Below are 14,891 nucleotides of genomic sequence, written 5' to 3' on the forward strand. Positions count from 1 at the left end.
TGCGAGGCACGTACACTATGCTTGATTTGCAAGGTTACGGCCCCCGCCTGATCGAAGGGGCGGGCGTCACCATTCAGCTAGCGGTGCTATCACTGATACTGGCCATTGTGCTTGGCCTGTTTACCGCTACCGCCAAAATGTCACGTAACTGGTTTTTACGCCGCACGGCGACGGTCTACACCACGGTCATTCGCGGTGTACCTGATCTTGTTCTGATGATGCTGCTGTTTTTCGGTGGGCAGATCGGCGTGAATGCTATCAGCGACGTTCTTTATTACAACTACGACATTGATATTTATATCAATTTCAATGCCTTTGCCGCAGGTGTAATTACCATTGGCTTTATCTTTGGCGCGTATATGGGCGAGACTTTCCGCGGTGCCTTTATGGCGGTGGATAACGGCCAAATTGAAGCGGGTAAAGCCTACGGCATGAGCAATGCCTTGGTCTTTCGGCGCATCCGCTTCCCACAAATGATGCGCCATGCGCTGCCCGGCTTATCCAACAACTGGATGGTACTGCTCAAAACTACCGCGCTGGTCTCTGTTATCGGTTTAACCGATATGGTGCGTGTCGCCGCTGAGGCATCGCGGGCAACCCATGAACCCTTTGCCTTCCTACTTCCTGTCGCGGCAGTGTATCTGCTTATCGCAAGCGTATCCGAATGGATTTTCGTGAGGCTACAAAAACGTTACGACATTGGCTTTGGGGGGCAGTGAGATGCTAGATATTTCTGCGTGGTTCAACGACCTGCTCGCTGGCAATCTGATTTTCACGCCCACCACGTTGGGCTACTACTGGGAGGGGCTGGTCACTACGACGCAGCTTGTCTTCTTATCGCTGGTGGCGGGACTGGTGCTCGCGATACCACTAGCCATCATGCGCAGCTCCAAACGTAAATGGATCAGCCTGCCGGTTTATCTCTATACCTATGTGTTTCGCGGAACGCCGCTACTTATTCAGCTCTATATCATTTACTACGGCGTTGTCTTTATTGACGGCATCCAAGAAACATTTTTGTGGCCTGTCCTCCGCGAAGCGTTCTATCCGGCGCTCATCGCCTTTACGCTGAACACCGCAGCCTACACCACCGAGATTTTCCGTGGGGCGATTAAAGCCACCGCGCAAGGTGAAATCGAGGCAGCACGGGCCTACGGCATGTCGCAAAGCCTGATGATGCGGCGCATTATTATGCCTAGCGCGTTTCGCCGGGCGCTACCCGCCTACGGCAACGAGGTGATCTTTATGCTCCACGCCAGCGCTATTGCAAGCGTTGTTACGCTGATGGATCTCACCGGTGCCGCACGCTTCGTCTACGCACGCTTTTATGCTCCCTTCGAGGCCTTTTTGTTCGTGGCCGCTATCTATCTCTGCCTCACCTTTGCGATTTTGTATTTTTTCCGCTTCCTGGAGAAAAAGCTGCTGGCTCACTTAAGACCCCAAACGAATTAAGTCACCAAAAATAAAAATAAAACAACCGTCAAACAAACGTTGGTTCTGTTGAAAACTCCCTCTTCCCGTTAGCGCCAACCTGGGTTACGTTAAGAGGGATCACTACACGTGAACCTGTTACCTATGGAGTATAAAAAATGAAAAAACTCTTAACTGTTTCGGTGCTTGGCTTAGCGATTGCGGCGGCCTCCTCTGCTCAGGCGCGCGACTACGACAACGTGCGTATTGGCGTTGACGTACCTTACGAGCCGATGGAGTATCGCACCGCTGATGGCGAGTTGACCGGCTTTGATATCGATTTAGGTAATGCCCTGTGCGAGCAGATGGGGGTTACTTGTGAGTGGATTGAGCAGGAGTGGGATGGCATTATTCCTGGCCTGATGTCGCGTAACTACGACGCCATCATGTCCTCAATGACCATCAACGACGAGCGTCGCCAGCAGGTGCTGTTCTCCGACCCCTACATCACCATGCCTTCAGCCTGGTTTGCACCGAGCAGCCTGGACATCAGTGAAGCGAATCAAGAGACGCTCGCCGGCAAAACAATTGGCGTTCAGCGCGGTACACTTCAAGACAACTTCGTGACCGACAACTTCTCAAGCGTTGCTAGCATTAGCCGCTACTCCACTGCCGATGACATGGTGCTGGATATGGAAGCCCAGCGTCTGGATATCGTGTTCCTCGACTTCCCGATCGGCCAGTCCACGCTGCTAGAGAGCGAAGAAGCCGAGTACGTTGTCGTCGGTGAGCGCATCAGCGAGCCAAAAGAGTACTTCGGCGACGGCTTTGGCATCGCCTTCCGTCAGCGTGATGAAGCACTGGCTGAGAAATTCAATGAAGCCCTTGCTGAGCTTAAAGAAGACGGCACTTACGATGAAATCTTCGCCCGTTACTTCGGCGAAGAGTAAGCGCTAGCTGCCTAAGATTGCCTCCCCGCCCGGGGAGGCATGAAAGCGAGACGCCACCATGCCTTCACATCTCTCTTTATCCCCCGCGCTGCATGCGCTTCGCCCAGGTATCCGTGGCACCATTGCCCGTTTTTACCTGAGCGAATGGTTCGACGAATAGCCTTCCCCTTTTGGCACGCCCGTGCCATCTCACGCCCCTGCGTGTGAGCGTTGCCCTGTGTGAACAACGCACGGCACACCGGCGCCTAGCGCCCCACATGCTATAGCTGCCCTGTGCGGCGTTTGGCATCAAGCAACACCCCCATAGCTACTAAAAATTGCTACTAAAAATCGCTTCAGGAGACTACCTATGCGTTATGCAACGCTACCCCTTGCCGCTATCCTCGCGGTTGGTTTTTCTACGGCTGTTGTTTCTCCCCAGACCGAAGCCCGCGACTATGATGATATTCGCCTAGGCGTTGATATCCCCTACGAACCCTTTATGTACCGTGAAGCAGACGGCACGCTGACCGGCTTTGAGATTGAGCTGGGCAACGCGGTTTGTGCGTATCTAGAAGCCAACTGCACCTGGGTCGAACAGGATTGGGACGGTATTATTCCCGGCCTTCTCGCTCGTAACTACGACGCCATCATGTCCTCTATGGCGATTACCGATGAGCGTGCACAGCGTGTGCTGTTTTCAGACGCCTACTACACAACGCCCAGCGCCTGGATCACCACGCAAGAACGAGATATCGACATCGAAGACCGCGCCAGCCTAGAAGGACTGATAGTGGGAGTTCAGCGGGCAACGCTTCAAGATAACTACGTTACCGAACTCTACGGCGACGTACTGGAAATCCGTCGTTATACCGGCGTCGATGATGTCGTGACCGACCTGATGGCCGGACGTTTAGATCTCACCTTTATGGATTACCCTATTGCGGAAGCTGCGATTGAAATTGATACGCCAGAGAGTGATTTCCAGCGTATTAGCGGCTTTATCAAACAGCCTGAGCATATCTTCGGTAAAGGGGTTGGAGTGGCATTTCGCCCTCGTGACGAAGCCTTGGCTGAGCGTTTCAACGAAGCACTGAGCGCGCTCAAGGAAGACGGCACCTATGATGAAATTATGAACCGCTACTTTAACTACGATGTGCGGTTATAAAAGCCCCGCTTAAACAGCGTTACGACGTTAATGCGAGCGCCGGCCTCAGGTCGGCGCTTATCATTTGCTGATGACTCTCCTGGGAACGCTATGCTGACACTTGTAAAAAACGCCCAGCTTTTCTCGCCAGAACCCCGCGGCCTGTGCCATCTGCTTATTGCTGACCAGCGCATTGCAGCGGTAATAGACGCCTCCGAAGCGGTGAACTTAGGGCCATTCGTGACTACCGTTGATCTTGCCGGGCGCCGTGTGATTCCAGGTTTAGTCGACCCGCTGGTGCACTACATTGGCGGCGGTGGTGAAGGCGGCTTTGGCAACCGCACCGCGGAGCTCAGCTTAGAAGATGCTTGCGCCTCAGGCGTCACTACGCTTATTGGTGCTTTAGGTACCGATGCACTGACCCGCACGCCGGCTAACTTAATTGGTAAAGCGCGAGAACTCACCGCTGGCGGCCTTACCGCTTATGCTTACACTGGCTCTTATCAACTTCCCCCGGTCACGCTTACCGGCTCCATCGCCAGCGATATTCTCTATATTCCAGAGTTTATCGGTGTGGGGGAAGTCGCCATTAGCGACCACCGAGGTTCACAACCCACAACCCAAGAGCTGACGCGGCTTGCCTCGGATGCGCGAACCGCTGGCTTGCTGGCAGGAAAATCAGGGATTGTCTTCATTCACACAGGGGATGCCGACACTCACTTGGAACCACTGCGCAACGTTGCTAAACAGAGCGCGATTCCACTTTCGCAGTTCTACCCTACCCACATCAATCGAACCGCTGAATTATTTGAGGATGGCTTACGCTTTGCCCGTGAAGGCGGCTGCATCGATTTCACGACCAGTACGACACCAGAGTTATTAGCAGGCGGCGAAGTACCGGCCTCAGAAGCCGTGGCCAGGGCACTAAAAGCACGTATTGATCACCGCCAGATAAGCTTATCCTCTGATGCCAATGCCTCGCTGCCAGAATTTGACGAGCAGCGCCGCTTTGTTGGCTTAAAGCCCGGTCGGCTAGGCAGCCTGTTTGAGGTGCTGGGAGAGTGTATCAATGAGCACCGTGTTGATATGGAGCATGCGTTAAGGTGCGCCTCAACAACCGCGGCCGATATTCTAAAGCTGCCTCGCAAAGGAAGGCTTGCAAAAGGCACAGACGCCGACTTTCTCGTGCTCTCCGAGGAGCGCTGGGCGATTGATCAAGTGTGGGCATTAGGTAAGCCCATTTACGATAGTGAATTCGGCAATAGCGTGAGATGACAGATGCCACCGTATTAAGCGCCGAACTTGCTTCGTAAAATCGGGTCTTTACTCCAGCGTGGCCACTGACAAGGAGGTACCATGGCTGAACAAACGGCTCTGCACTCACCATCTGCATCCCGCCCTATTGAGACACTTCGCCCCTCATCCCACTGGACGGCATGGGGGCAGTGGCTCGCACTTTTCACCATGACGGTCGATCACCTGACCCGCTACGTGCTGCCTAGCGCGTGGCAACTCGATTGGGCAGGGTCTTCTATTGGGCGCATTGCGTTTCCGCTATTTGCGGCCATGGTAGCGTGGCACGGGCTGTTTAATACGCGCAATCCGCTGCGTTACGCCTGGCGAATTCTCATTATCGGCATTGCCGCACAAGTGCCCTATATGCTGATGCCCCGCGCCTCCGATGCCTTTATTCTTAATGTCTGCTTCACCCTGGCGAGCGGTTTGGCACTGGGGGCGCTGGTCCGCCAAGGCTGGCAGCACTGTCAGCAGCAAACCTTAGGATTAGGCTGGCTGATGTTCGGCGCTGGGGTGAGCGTAACCGTATGGTACTTTCTAGGTTTTTGGGTGGAGTATGGTCATAACGGGCTGCTGCTGATCCCGCTGTTCATGTTTGCGATGCAGGCACTGAGTGACACCCGCGATGCACTCGTATCGCGCCTTTGGGCGGGGCTGGCCGCGTTTCCAGTGCTATGGATTGCAGGGCAAATGAACGCCTCCGACATGGCAAAGTCTTTCACGGTGGCTACCTGCGTGATCGTGCTCATGCTCGCCGCAGGCGCTGCTCAGCGGGTGCCGCCGGTGGTTTTGGCCATGCCGCGCCGCCTCTGGTTAGCGTGGTACCCAGGTCACTTTGCCCTTATTGCCTTGTGGCTACTACTTAGCGGCCAGCTGGCAGGCTAGACGCTTCTTCAGCCATGCGCTTATTCACTTCATCGCGCATCCAGGGCTGGTAGCGCCGCAACCGCGCCCGGCCCTCGGTTTTCGCTTGATACATCGCTGTATCAGCCTCTTTTAAGACCTCAGCATGGTCGCACTCTGCAGCATTAAAGCAGGTATAACCCATGCTAGGCGTTACTTCGACCATACGATTCTCTAACGGATAATGGCCGGATAAGCGCTGCTGTACGTTCTGCATGTAGCGCTCTGCCTGGGCTTCCAACGCGTCAGGGGCCATCTCATCAAACAGCGCCAGCAACACAAACTCATCGCCACTTAAGCGGGCCGCCATGTCGTTCTCCTTTAAGCACTGTTCAAGTCGGCGCGCAACGTGAACTAACAGCTCATCCCCTGCGGCGTGGCCCAAGGTATCGTTGATCAGCTTAAAGCGATCCATGTCCATAAACATCACTAATCCAGTGCGCGTTTTACTACCGTGCTCATGGCACAGCGCTTTTAAACGCTCAATAAATCGTCGGCGATTCGGCAGGTCAGTTAGCGCGTCATAGTAAGCCTGTCGATAAATAATCGCCTCATTGTGCTTACGCTCAGTGAAGTCTTCAATAATCGCCACCCCACCGACGCGCTCATCGTTGGCACTATTCACACCGTTAAAAAAAGCACGCAGCGGTGTACCTTCGCTAGCGTTAGGCATTCGGAAAGTACCTTCGTAATACCCCGAGCCGTTTTCTAGGGCATCCTTTACTGCTTGCGCTACCTCACCATCCGCTGAGCGTGCCAGCATCCGGTAACCAATGAGCTGAGCACGGTCAACACCGAGTATCTCTAGCAGTTTGTGGTTACAGTCGGTTATCCAGCCTTGGGCATCAAAATGCAGCACCCCTAATGGCGAGTGGTGAAAAATAGAGCGGTAGCGATTCTCGCTCTCCTGCAGCTGTGCTTCACGAGCAGCCATGCTTACCCGCAGGGCGATGTTGTCGTGAATCGTATAGCTAAAGCGGCGGCTGGCAATCAGAATCAGGGCTAAAAACAGCACGAGCATCAGGCCAATCAAAATTGACAGAGACGTGCCCATCAGCATGAACTGAATTTTTAACGGCAATAAAATAGGCAGCACAAAGCCCAGCGCCACCCACCACACTGAAGAGAGCGTGGTAACGCCGCCTGCCGCAATACCCGCTAATACAATCGAAAGTGCCGCCACTTGGCCGGGGTGTTCTGCGCTGAACAGCAGCAGCCCAGATGCCCCCCACACACAGCCTGAGGCAATCGCCCCCATGGCAAACCAGCGCAGCCAGCGGCGCCGATGCTGCTGCGTAAGAGGCATCTGCTTAAAACGGTACGCCAACAGAAGCCGCAGGCCCGAAATGACCGTCAGTGTCATAAACCAGCAGAGCAGCAGCGTTGCATTCACCACGGGCCACATGGCAGCCACCAATAACCCACCTGCTAACACGCTGCTTAGCACCGGCTGCCACAGATTATCGTAGAGTAAACGCACTTTTTCACAGCGCAGGCGCTGCTGGGTAAGATGATGGTCGCGCAGATAACCACTGCGCAGCCCAGACGCCGTAGCCGTTGTGGCTATAAAGCTCGGGGGCGGCATACAAACTCCCTGTATAGATGTCGGCTTATCAACCAATCTTATTTGCTCATACGAATAGTATTCGTACGTTTGTTTTAGCACGTTTACGAAATAAAAGTAGCCTATTGCGCTAATAAAAAAAGCCGCCTGAGGTAGGCGGCTCATAAAAGAAGCTGCTTTACTGAGAAATATTAAAACTCCACGCAACGGGCGGGGCGTCCGGTATCAACGCCTGGCAAGCGCGCACTTTTTCAATTAATTCCGCATGATTCTCGGCCACCACGTTAACGTGGGCTAGCTTGCGCCCAGCGCGCTCGGCTTTGTCGTAGCGGTGTAGATGTGTGTGACTAAGCGCCAGCAGCGCAGCGTTATCGCCTTCGCGGCCAATCACGTTGACCATACAGGTCGGGGCAATGGCGGCAGTGCTGCCCAACGGTAGCCCCTGCACCGCACGCAGGTGGTTTTCGAACTGGCTGGTGACCGCGCCGTCCATGGTCCAGTGGCCTGAGTTATGCACGCGAGGCGCCATTTCATTCGCCAGCAGGCTACCGTCACGGGTCTGGAATAGCTCTAGCGCCAGCACGCCTACGTAGTCCAGCTCATCCAACAATGCCCGAATATAGCTATCGGCGGTTTGCTGAACGCTAGCGTCTACATCCGGCAGCGGTGCAACGGAGTAGCGCAAAATACCGTCAACGTGCTGGTTCTCCGCCATGGGGTAAAACACCACTTCTCCATCGCGGCCGCGTACGGCAATCAGCGAGACTTCGCGTACGAAGTCGACAAACGCCTCGACGATAAGCTGGCTATGACCAATGGCCTGCCACGCCTCACGCGCCTGCTCCGGCGTTTTCAGTACCGCTTGGCCTTTGCCGTCGTAGCCTTCGGTGACTGATTTCGCAACAACTGGGCACCCTAGTTCCGCCGCTGCGGCTTCAAGCTGTGCCGCGCTTTCGACAACACGATAAGCAGGGGTTGGAATGCTCAGACGATCAAACAGCGCTTTCTCTTCCACTCGGTTTTGGCAAACGGCGATAGCACGGCTGCTTGGGTATACCGGTTTGTGCTGCTCGATCTGCTTTACTAACTCGACCGGCAAGTGCTCGAACTCATAGGTCACCACATCGACCTTATCAAGAAATTCTGCCAATCGCTGGTTATCGGGGTCGACAATCACCTCACCAATGCCCGCGCTAGGATTGCCCGTCGTATCCAAAAACGTAAACGTGTTGCCCAACGGATAGCCCGCCAGCGCCAGCATGCGGCCTAGCTGCCCCGCCCCTAAAATACCGATACTCTTTGCAATGCCCGTGTTCATTAGTGTGGCCTCCTATTGTGCTTGCGCATCTGTATCAGGCCGGGGATCGGGGTTGTCCAACACCAGCTGGGTTTGCTCAGCGCGGAAGGCCTCTACCGCATTGCGGATAGCGGCGTCTTGCAACCCCACAATCTGCGCGGCCAGCAAACCTGCGTTGGTAGCACCCGCTTTGCCAATGGCCAACGTGCCTACCGCGATACCGCCCGGCATTTGCGCAATAGAGAGCAGCGAGTCCAAGCCTTTCAACGCTTTCGATTCAACCGGCACACCCAAGACCGGCAACGCCGTTTGCGAGGCCACCATGCCCGGCAAATGGGCGGCACCGCCTGCACCCGCCACAATTACCTGGAGGCCACGCTCAGCGGCACTTTTCGCATATTCGAACAGTAGGTCTGGGGTTCGATGCGCCGACACCACACGGGTTTCATAGGCAACGCCCAACCGCTCTAACATCGCCACCGCATGCTCCATGACCGGCCAATCAGATTTTGACCCCATGATCACGCCCACTTTAGGTGCGCTGTTCGACATGCAAAAACTCCTCGGCCAACGGCCTCGTTAAGCAAAAAAGTAGTGAAAAAAGCCGCACACAGTGCGCAACTCACTCAAAAATAGGAAGGCGCGTAGTTTACCAGAGCCGTGGGCGTTTGCGGGCGTTTGCGTGGTCGTGAAATTTTCATCAAATTAGGCATTGAAAACAGTGCGACTTGGCGGCATTGTGTGATTGTCATTTCAGACTGATGGAGTCCCATGAGTACGGCATACTCAACCGCTTACGCAGAATCGCTGGATCCTCCGCGAAGCAGCCCTGACCTCGACGTCAGGGATTTAGAAAAACGTACGCGCTTAATGCGTATAATTACTCGTCTGATTGCTATCTCAGACTTAGGAAGCCGTGATATCGCCCGCCGGGCGGGTCTTCCAGTGCAAAAGGTCAGCGACCTGCTCGCCGGAAGGCTCGAGCACCTCAACATTGATGAACTCAATGTATTGCGTCGCACCTTAGAGCTGGAGGCGCCATAGCAACAGCTACTACATCAGAATCTACCCCCTCTTTCATACAGGCTGGCCCATTGGGTCAGCCTGTTTTTGTTTGTCACGCTTAATAGGACGTCTTTCATGAAAACAATCAGTTAGCGTTTTAAGATTAAGTGAGCATTAAGAAAAGCGCGCTAACTCATTGACGAGAATCAACTTTCCCCTTCAACGTAAGGCGTAGTCTTAGCGTACCCCGACCATTCGCCCCTGCGAATGACGTTTTACCCGCTAAGGAGGCGCTATGGACGCCATACGCCGCTCGCTACTCGGCCAGCTGGCCCGCTTAAGCGCAGGCGCTGCACTGGTACCCTTTTCTAGCCTTGCCCAAGCAGGCATTAATCAGCAGCCTGCCCGGCGCGAAGGTGATCCCACAAAGCGCTACGGCATGCTGATTGATCTTCGTCAGTGCATCGGCTGCCAGGCTTGCACGGTGTCGTGCCATATTGAGAACGCCGCCCCGCTTGGCCAGTTTCGCACTACGGTTTCCCAGTACGAAGTGCAGCACCAGGAGAGCGGTGAGCTGGCCACGTTTATGCTGCCCAGGCTGTGCAATCACTGCGAAAACCCGCCCTGCGTACCCGTTTGTCCCGTTGAAGCTACCTACCAACAGCAGGATGGCATCGTGGTGGTGGACAGCGACCGCTGCGTGGGCTGCGCTTATTGCGTTAACGCCTGCCCTTACGACGCCCGCTTTATTAACGAGCGCACCCAAACCGCCGACAAATGCACGTTCTGCGCGCACCGTTTAGAGGCAGGGCTGCTGCCCGCCTGTGTTGAAAGCTGTGTTGGAGGTGCGCGGATTATTGGAGATATGCGCAATCCTGACAGCCAAATCAGCCGCATGATTCAAGAGCACCGTGATGCGCTGATGGTACTTCAGCCAGAAAAAAATACGCTTCCCCAAGTGTTCTACCTCGGGATGGATGAACGCTTCACCACACGCCCCGTGGCGGAACCCGTGGCGCTTGAAGTGTTTGACCCCCACGGCCAGGAGATGGGCTATGAATTCCACCATTGAACTGCTCGCCCCGCGTTATGACATTGCCTGGTACCCCTGGGCGGTACAGTACTTTTTTATGATCGCGATCTCCTACGCAAGTTTGTGGCTCGCTGCCCCAGCATTAATATTTGGCAAAAAAGCGTGGCTGCCCACCGCACGTCTTGCACTCATCGCTTGCGTCAGCACCACGCTGGTCGCACCTGTTGCACTACTTGCAGATCTACACCAACCGCTGCGCTTTTGGCACTTTTACGCTTACGCCAACACCCACTCGTGGATGTCCATTGGCAGCGTGGTTCTGCCGCTCTATCTCGTCAGCGTACTGGGCCTTGCCTGGCTGGCTTGGCGCCCGGCGCTCCAGGCCCAGCGCAATGCGCCAGGGCTGAGCGGATGGATGGCTAAATGGCTAAGCCTCGGCGATAGCGCCACTCCCAGAGCGCTCGTGGCCATTGTGGGGCTAGCCGCACTACTGCTTTCCAGCGGCATTATGCTTTATACCGGCGCGGAGCTTGCCATTGTGAAAGCACGCCCGCTATGGAACACCGTATGGCTTCCGCCCATGCTGGTCGCGACAGGCTTCATCGCGGCAGCAGGGCTAGTGCTGGTAATCAACCGGGTAAGCGGGCTGTGTTCGCACGCCACCGTTCGGCAAATGCTGTATGTCCTACTTGCCTTCTGTGCCGTGGCGGGTTTAATCGCGGCTAGCTGGTTCCTAGATGGCATTAACGCCAACGTTGGCTCGGTCGCAGCAGCGCTGGAGTCTGTTCGTCACAGCCCTTCCTGGCGTAGCACCGCGCTATGGGGCGGCATTACTGGCATAGCGCTCTTTATAGCGGTGGCGTGGTTACTCTCGCGCTCTGCCCAACGCCAACCCGCACTGTTTGCCGGGGCATGGCTACTAGGCCTAGTGGCGATTCATATGGGCTGGATGTTCCGCTGGGTGGTGCTGATGGACGTGCAGCACGTCGCTCGTAACAGCGCAGGCTTTCACCACTATGGCATCCCCGCTGGCTCTTCCGGCCTGTTAGGTATTGTCGGTACGTTTGGGCTTTGGCTCGCCGCTATCTTACTGATTGAGCTATTTATTCCATGGCGGCAAGCCCAGCAAGGTGGCGTTAAACCGCCGCCCTCTTTCGATACCAATACACCCAGTGACTCGCTTAACGCCGAACAAGGAGCGCCTAACCATGGCTAAGTCTGCTCAAGACCCCTCACGCCGCCGGTTTCTTAAAGGCGCTGCTGCCGCAGGCGGTGCCGCCACCTTTGCAGTAGGCTACGCTGACCCGCTTGCCAAGATGGCCAAAGGACTCAGCGGCAGCGCGGGGGAAAAACCCAAGCACAACATTCACGGCAACTCGCTTACGCCGGAGTACCGCGTTGACTTAGCCACTGGCGAGCTAACCCTCACTCCCGATCAACGCACCGCCTTTACCATTTGCTACGGCTGCACCACCCAGTGCGGCGTACGGGTACGCATTGATGACACCCAGGGCGAAGTGCTGCGGGTATCTGGCAATCCTTACCATCCGCTCTCTGCGGATGACCATTTACCGATGCGCACCCCAGTGGCCGATGCGCTTCGCAGCGTCAGCGCCTACGGCGAACAAGGGCAGGTTAACCGCTCTACCGCCTGCGCCCGCGGCAATGCCATGATGAGCCAGATCACTAACCCGTTCCGTATCGACCACTGCTTGAAGCGCGTTGGCGAGCGCGGTAACCGGGAGTGGCAAAAAATCTCGTTTGAACAGCTGATTGAAGAGATTTGTGAGGGGGGCGATCTGTTTGGTGAAGGCCATGTAGATGGGCTGCGCGCCATTCACGACCACGACACGCCTATCGACCCTGCCAATCCAGAGTACGGCCCCAAGGCGAACCAGCTGATGGTCATGGAAGCCACCGACTACGGGCGCTCCGATTTACTCAAGCGCTTCACGCTCAACGCCTTTGCTACCCGCAACTACGGCCACCACGGCGCTTATTGCGGCTTGGCGTTCCGCATGGGGTCGGGGGCCGTGATGAACAATATTGTCACTAATGCCCATGTAAAACCCGACATTCAGAACGCACAGTTCATCATGTATATCGGCTGCGCGCCTAGCCAAGCAGGCAACCCGTTTAAGCGGCAGGGCCGCTTGCTTGCTCAGGCACGCGCTGCAGGAACCCTTGAGTACGTGGTAGTCGACCCCGCGCTAAATGCCGCCACTTCCCATGCGGCGGATAATAATCGCTGGGTGCCCATTCGCCCCGGCACCGACAGCGCCTTTGCCATGGCAATCATTCAATGGCTACTGGATAACGAGGGTTACGCCAGCGACTTCCTCGCCCTGCCGGGCCAGACCGCCGCCGATGCCACAGGCGAGACCACCCACTCCAACGCGACGCATTTGGTCATTGATACGTTTGAACATCCGCGCCGTGGCTACTTTTTGCGCGCAAGCGATTTGGGCCTTGCTGAGGCCGGTAGCGATGCGGATATGCCCGTCGTCGTGTCAGACGGCGAATTCGCGCTCAGCGAAGATGTCATGGCCGCCGATTTATTTGCCGAGCGCGCAGTGGAGCTTGCCGATGGCAGCACCGTCACCGTTAAAACCAGCCTAACGCTGCTGCGTGAATCGGCCCATGAATACGACATGGACACCTATGCTGAACATTGTGGTATTCCCAAAGCAACGATTATCGACTTAGCCAAAAAGTATGCCAGCCACGGCCGTAAGGCCGCCGTTAACTGCCACGGCGGTATGATGTCAGGCAACGGCTTCTACGCTGCTTTTGGCGTTCAAATGCTTAACCTGCTGGCAGCCAACTACAACATGAAAGGCGGCAGCGCGGTGGGGGGCGGCACCTATAAAGGCACCGGCGAAGGCCCACGCTACGACTTAGCCAATTTCCCCGGCAAGCGTGGCCCGCAGGGCGTGTTTCTCTCGCGCTCACGTTTCCCCTATGAAAAATCGTCGGAGTATAAACGCAAGGTAGCGGCTGGCGAAAACCCCTACCCTGCTAAGGCTCCTTGGCGCTCGCTCGCGCCGCCAACACTCACCGAACATTTACCTTCCGCGCTGGATGGCTACCCTTACCCTATTAAAGCGGTAATTGGCTGCATGGCTAACCCGATTTATGGCCAAGCGGGCTTAAAAGGCGTGGTTGTTGATAAGCTGAAAGATCCCAAGCGCTTGGGGCTGTTTGTCGCGGTTGATGGCTTTATCAACGAGACCAACCGCTACGCCGATTACATCGTACCGGATTCAGTGATGTACGAAGTATGGGGCTTTGCAGGCTCCTGGAAAGGCACGCTGGGCAAGCTGACCACCGCGTGCTGGCCGGTGGTTGAACCGCGCCAACAAAAAACCGCCGAAGGCGAGCCGGTGTCTATGGATAGCTTCTTCATTGCCGTGGCTAAGCGGTTAGGACTGCCGGGCTTTGGCGATAACGCCATACCCGATGCTAACGGTAACCTTCACCCGCTCAACCGCGCTGATGATTACTACTTGCGGGCAGCGGCCAATATTGCTTTCCAAGAGGCGCCGCTACCAGAAGCGAACGAAACTGACGTTGCCCATAGTGGCATTGCACCGCTGCTGCCTAAGCTTGAACGTACGCTGAAAGCCGATGAGCGCAGCCGTGTGGCCTACCTGTACGCCCGAGGTGGACGTTTTGAAGATGCCAGCGAACACTTCGTAGGCCAGCATTTAAAACGCCAGTGGAAAGAAACCCTGTGTGTCTATAACGAAGCGGTTGGCACCAGCATTGATACCACCAATGGGTTGCCAAACCGGGGCGTACCGTGTCACTCGCTGCCTCAAATGGCGAATAAGCAGCCCATGCGGGAGATCTTCTCAGAGCAAGAGTGGCCGTTACTGGCATTCTCGTTCAAATCCAATCTGATGAACTCCTACGCCATCGGTAACGAACGGCTGCGGATGATCAAGCCCTACAACCCCGTGCAAATGCACCGCCAAGATGCCGAACGCTTTGGCATTCAGCACGGCGACACCATCCGCATCGAAAGCCCCGGCGGCAGCGTAGTGGGGCTAGCCCTGGTAAGCGAAAGCGTTATGCCCGGTGCCCTGGGTATTGAACATGGCTACGGACACAAAGATTTAGGCGCCACGCCACACATCATTGACGGTGAATCCCAGCCTGACATGCCCTGGATGCGCGCAGGCATCAATATTAACGAACTCGGCTTTAAAGACCCCACGCGCAACGTAGACGGCACTTGGCTTGAACCGATTAGCGGCGCCAGCGTGCGCCAAGGCCTACCGGTTAAAGTAAGCCGCGTATAAACC

General features: G+C 55.7%; 13 protein-coding genes. 10 read left to right on the forward strand and 3 right to left on the reverse strand.

Annotated features, from left to right (window positions below):
* Window positions 1–17 precede the first annotated feature (17 nt).
* From LG301_RS11345 to LG301_RS11370, 6 genes are all read left to right on the forward strand, one after another.
* On the forward strand, window positions 18–719 hold the full coding sequence (locus LG301_RS11345) for an ABC transporter permease (RefSeq protein WP_404471265.1): 702 nt from the start codon (window positions 18–20) through the stop codon (window positions 717–719).
* Between the two features lies 1 nt (window position 720).
* Window positions 721–1,452: an ABC transporter permease gene (locus LG301_RS11350; RefSeq protein ID WP_263067953.1), complete on the forward strand. Its 732-nt coding sequence runs from the start codon at window positions 721–723 to the stop codon at window positions 1,450–1,452.
* A 137-nt stretch (window positions 1,453–1,589) separates the two neighbouring features.
* The gene (locus LG301_RS11355; RefSeq protein WP_404471266.1) at window positions 1,590–2,360 is read left to right on the forward strand and encodes a transporter substrate-binding domain-containing protein; all 771 of its coding nucleotides are present in this window, start codon (window positions 1,590–1,592) and stop codon (window positions 2,358–2,360) included.
* 349 nt (window positions 2,361–2,709) lie between these two features.
* The gene (locus tag LG301_RS11360) at window positions 2,710–3,507 is read left to right on the forward strand and encodes a transporter substrate-binding domain-containing protein (RefSeq protein WP_404471267.1); all 798 of its coding nucleotides are present in this window, start codon (window positions 2,710–2,712) and stop codon (window positions 3,505–3,507) included.
* A gap of 90 nt (window positions 3,508–3,597) precedes the next feature.
* A complete protein-coding gene (gene iadA / locus LG301_RS11365; RefSeq protein ID WP_404471268.1) occupies window positions 3,598–4,761 on the forward strand; it encodes a beta-aspartyl-peptidase in 1,164 nt (387 codons plus the stop codon).
* 81 nt (window positions 4,762–4,842) lie between these two features.
* A complete protein-coding gene (locus LG301_RS11370; RefSeq protein ID WP_404471269.1) occupies window positions 4,843–5,667 on the forward strand; it encodes a TraX family protein in 825 nt (274 codons plus the stop codon).
* Here the strand turns inward: LG301_RS11370 and LG301_RS11375 are convergent.
* The 3 genes from LG301_RS11375 to purE all read right to left on the reverse strand — a co-directional run bounded on the left by LG301_RS11375 (window position 5,645) and on the right by purE (window position 9,098).
* Window positions 5,645–7,270: a diguanylate cyclase domain-containing protein gene (locus tag LG301_RS11375; RefSeq protein ID WP_404471270.1), complete on the reverse strand. Its 1,626-nt coding sequence runs from the start codon at window positions 7,268–7,270 to the stop codon at window positions 5,645–5,647. The two genes, LG301_RS11370 and LG301_RS11375, sit on opposite strands and share 23 nt — an antisense overlap.
* 157 nt (window positions 7,271–7,427) lie before the next feature.
* Complete coding sequence (locus LG301_RS11380; protein WP_404471271.1) at window positions 7,428–8,567, reverse strand: 5-(carboxyamino)imidazole ribonucleotide synthase; 1,140 nt, start codon at window positions 8,565–8,567, stop codon at window positions 7,428–7,430.
* Between the two features lie 12 nt (window positions 8,568–8,579).
* The gene (purE, locus tag LG301_RS11385; protein ID WP_404471272.1) at window positions 8,580–9,098 is read right to left on the reverse strand and encodes a 5-(carboxyamino)imidazole ribonucleotide mutase; all 519 of its coding nucleotides are present in this window, start codon (window positions 9,096–9,098) and stop codon (window positions 8,580–8,582) included.
* Between the two features lie 219 nt (window positions 9,099–9,317).
* Here purE and LG301_RS11390 point away from each other — a divergent pair, with 219 nt between their 5' ends.
* From LG301_RS11390 to LG301_RS11405, 4 genes are all read left to right on the forward strand, one after another.
* Window positions 9,318–9,590, forward strand: a complete 273-nt coding sequence (locus LG301_RS11390) for an XRE family transcriptional regulator (protein WP_404471273.1) — start codon at window positions 9,318–9,320, stop codon at window positions 9,588–9,590.
* 256 nt (window positions 9,591–9,846) lie between these two features.
* On the forward strand, window positions 9,847–10,623 hold the full coding sequence (gene dsrO, locus LG301_RS11395; protein WP_137094539.1) for a sulfate reduction electron transfer complex DsrMKJOP subunit DsrO: 777 nt from the start codon (window positions 9,847–9,849) through the stop codon (window positions 10,621–10,623).
* Window positions 10,607–11,800 (forward strand): NrfD/PsrC family molybdoenzyme membrane anchor subunit, encoded by a 1,194-nt coding sequence (gene nrfD / locus LG301_RS11400; RefSeq protein ID WP_404471274.1) that lies wholly within the window; start codon window positions 10,607–10,609, stop codon window positions 11,798–11,800. Before dsrO ends, nrfD begins: the two co-directional genes overlap by 17 nt.
* On the forward strand, window positions 11,793–14,888 hold the full coding sequence (locus LG301_RS11405) for a molybdopterin dinucleotide binding domain-containing protein (protein WP_404471275.1): 3,096 nt from the start codon (window positions 11,793–11,795) through the stop codon (window positions 14,886–14,888). The genes nrfD and LG301_RS11405 overlap by 8 nt, the downstream gene beginning before the upstream one ends.
* Window positions 14,889–14,891 lie beyond the last annotated feature (3 nt).

Source organism: Vreelandella venusta, assembly GCF_044809155.1.
GTDB classification, from domain to species: Bacteria; Pseudomonadota; Gammaproteobacteria; order Pseudomonadales; family Halomonadaceae; genus Vreelandella; species Vreelandella venusta_B.

Excerpts from the sequence above, each read along its gene's own strand:
- LG301_RS11350 (WP_263067953.1), top strand. The coding sequence starts at position 721 with ATGCTAGATATTTCTGCGTGGTTCAACGACCTGCTCGCTGGCAATCTG.
- LG301_RS11355 (WP_404471266.1), top strand. The coding sequence starts at position 1,590 with ATGAAAAAACTCTTAACTGTTTCGGTGCTTGGCTTAGCGATTGCGGCG.
- LG301_RS11345 (WP_404471265.1), top strand. The coding sequence starts at position 18 with ATGCTTGATTTGCAAGGTTACGGCCCCCGCCTGATCGAAGGGGCGGGC.
- iadA (WP_404471268.1), top strand. The coding sequence starts at position 3,598 with ATGCTGACACTTGTAAAAAACGCCCAGCTTTTCTCGCCAGAACCCCGC.
- nrfD (WP_404471274.1), top strand. The coding sequence starts at position 10,607 with ATGAATTCCACCATTGAACTGCTCGCCCCGCGTTATGACATTGCCTGG.
- purE (WP_404471272.1), bottom strand. The coding sequence starts at position 9,098 with ATGTCGAACAGCGCACCTAAAGTGGGCGTGATCATGGGGTCAAAATCT.
- LG301_RS11380 (WP_404471271.1), bottom strand. The coding sequence starts at position 8,567 with ATGAACACGGGCATTGCAAAGAGTATCGGTATTTTAGGGGCGGGGCAG.
- LG301_RS11375 (WP_404471270.1), bottom strand. The coding sequence starts at position 7,270 with ATGCCGCCCCCGAGCTTTATAGCCACAACGGCTACGGCGTCTGGGCTG.
- LG301_RS11370 (WP_404471269.1), top strand. The coding sequence starts at position 4,843 with ATGGCTGAACAAACGGCTCTGCACTCACCATCTGCATCCCGCCCTATT.
- LG301_RS11390 (WP_404471273.1), top strand. The coding sequence starts at position 9,318 with ATGAGTACGGCATACTCAACCGCTTACGCAGAATCGCTGGATCCTCCG.
- LG301_RS11360 (WP_404471267.1), top strand. The coding sequence starts at position 2,710 with ATGCGTTATGCAACGCTACCCCTTGCCGCTATCCTCGCGGTTGGTTTT.
- dsrO (WP_137094539.1), top strand. The coding sequence starts at position 9,847 with ATGGACGCCATACGCCGCTCGCTACTCGGCCAGCTGGCCCGCTTAAGC.
- LG301_RS11405 (WP_404471275.1), top strand. The coding sequence starts at position 11,793 with ATGGCTAAGTCTGCTCAAGACCCCTCACGCCGCCGGTTTCTTAAAGGC.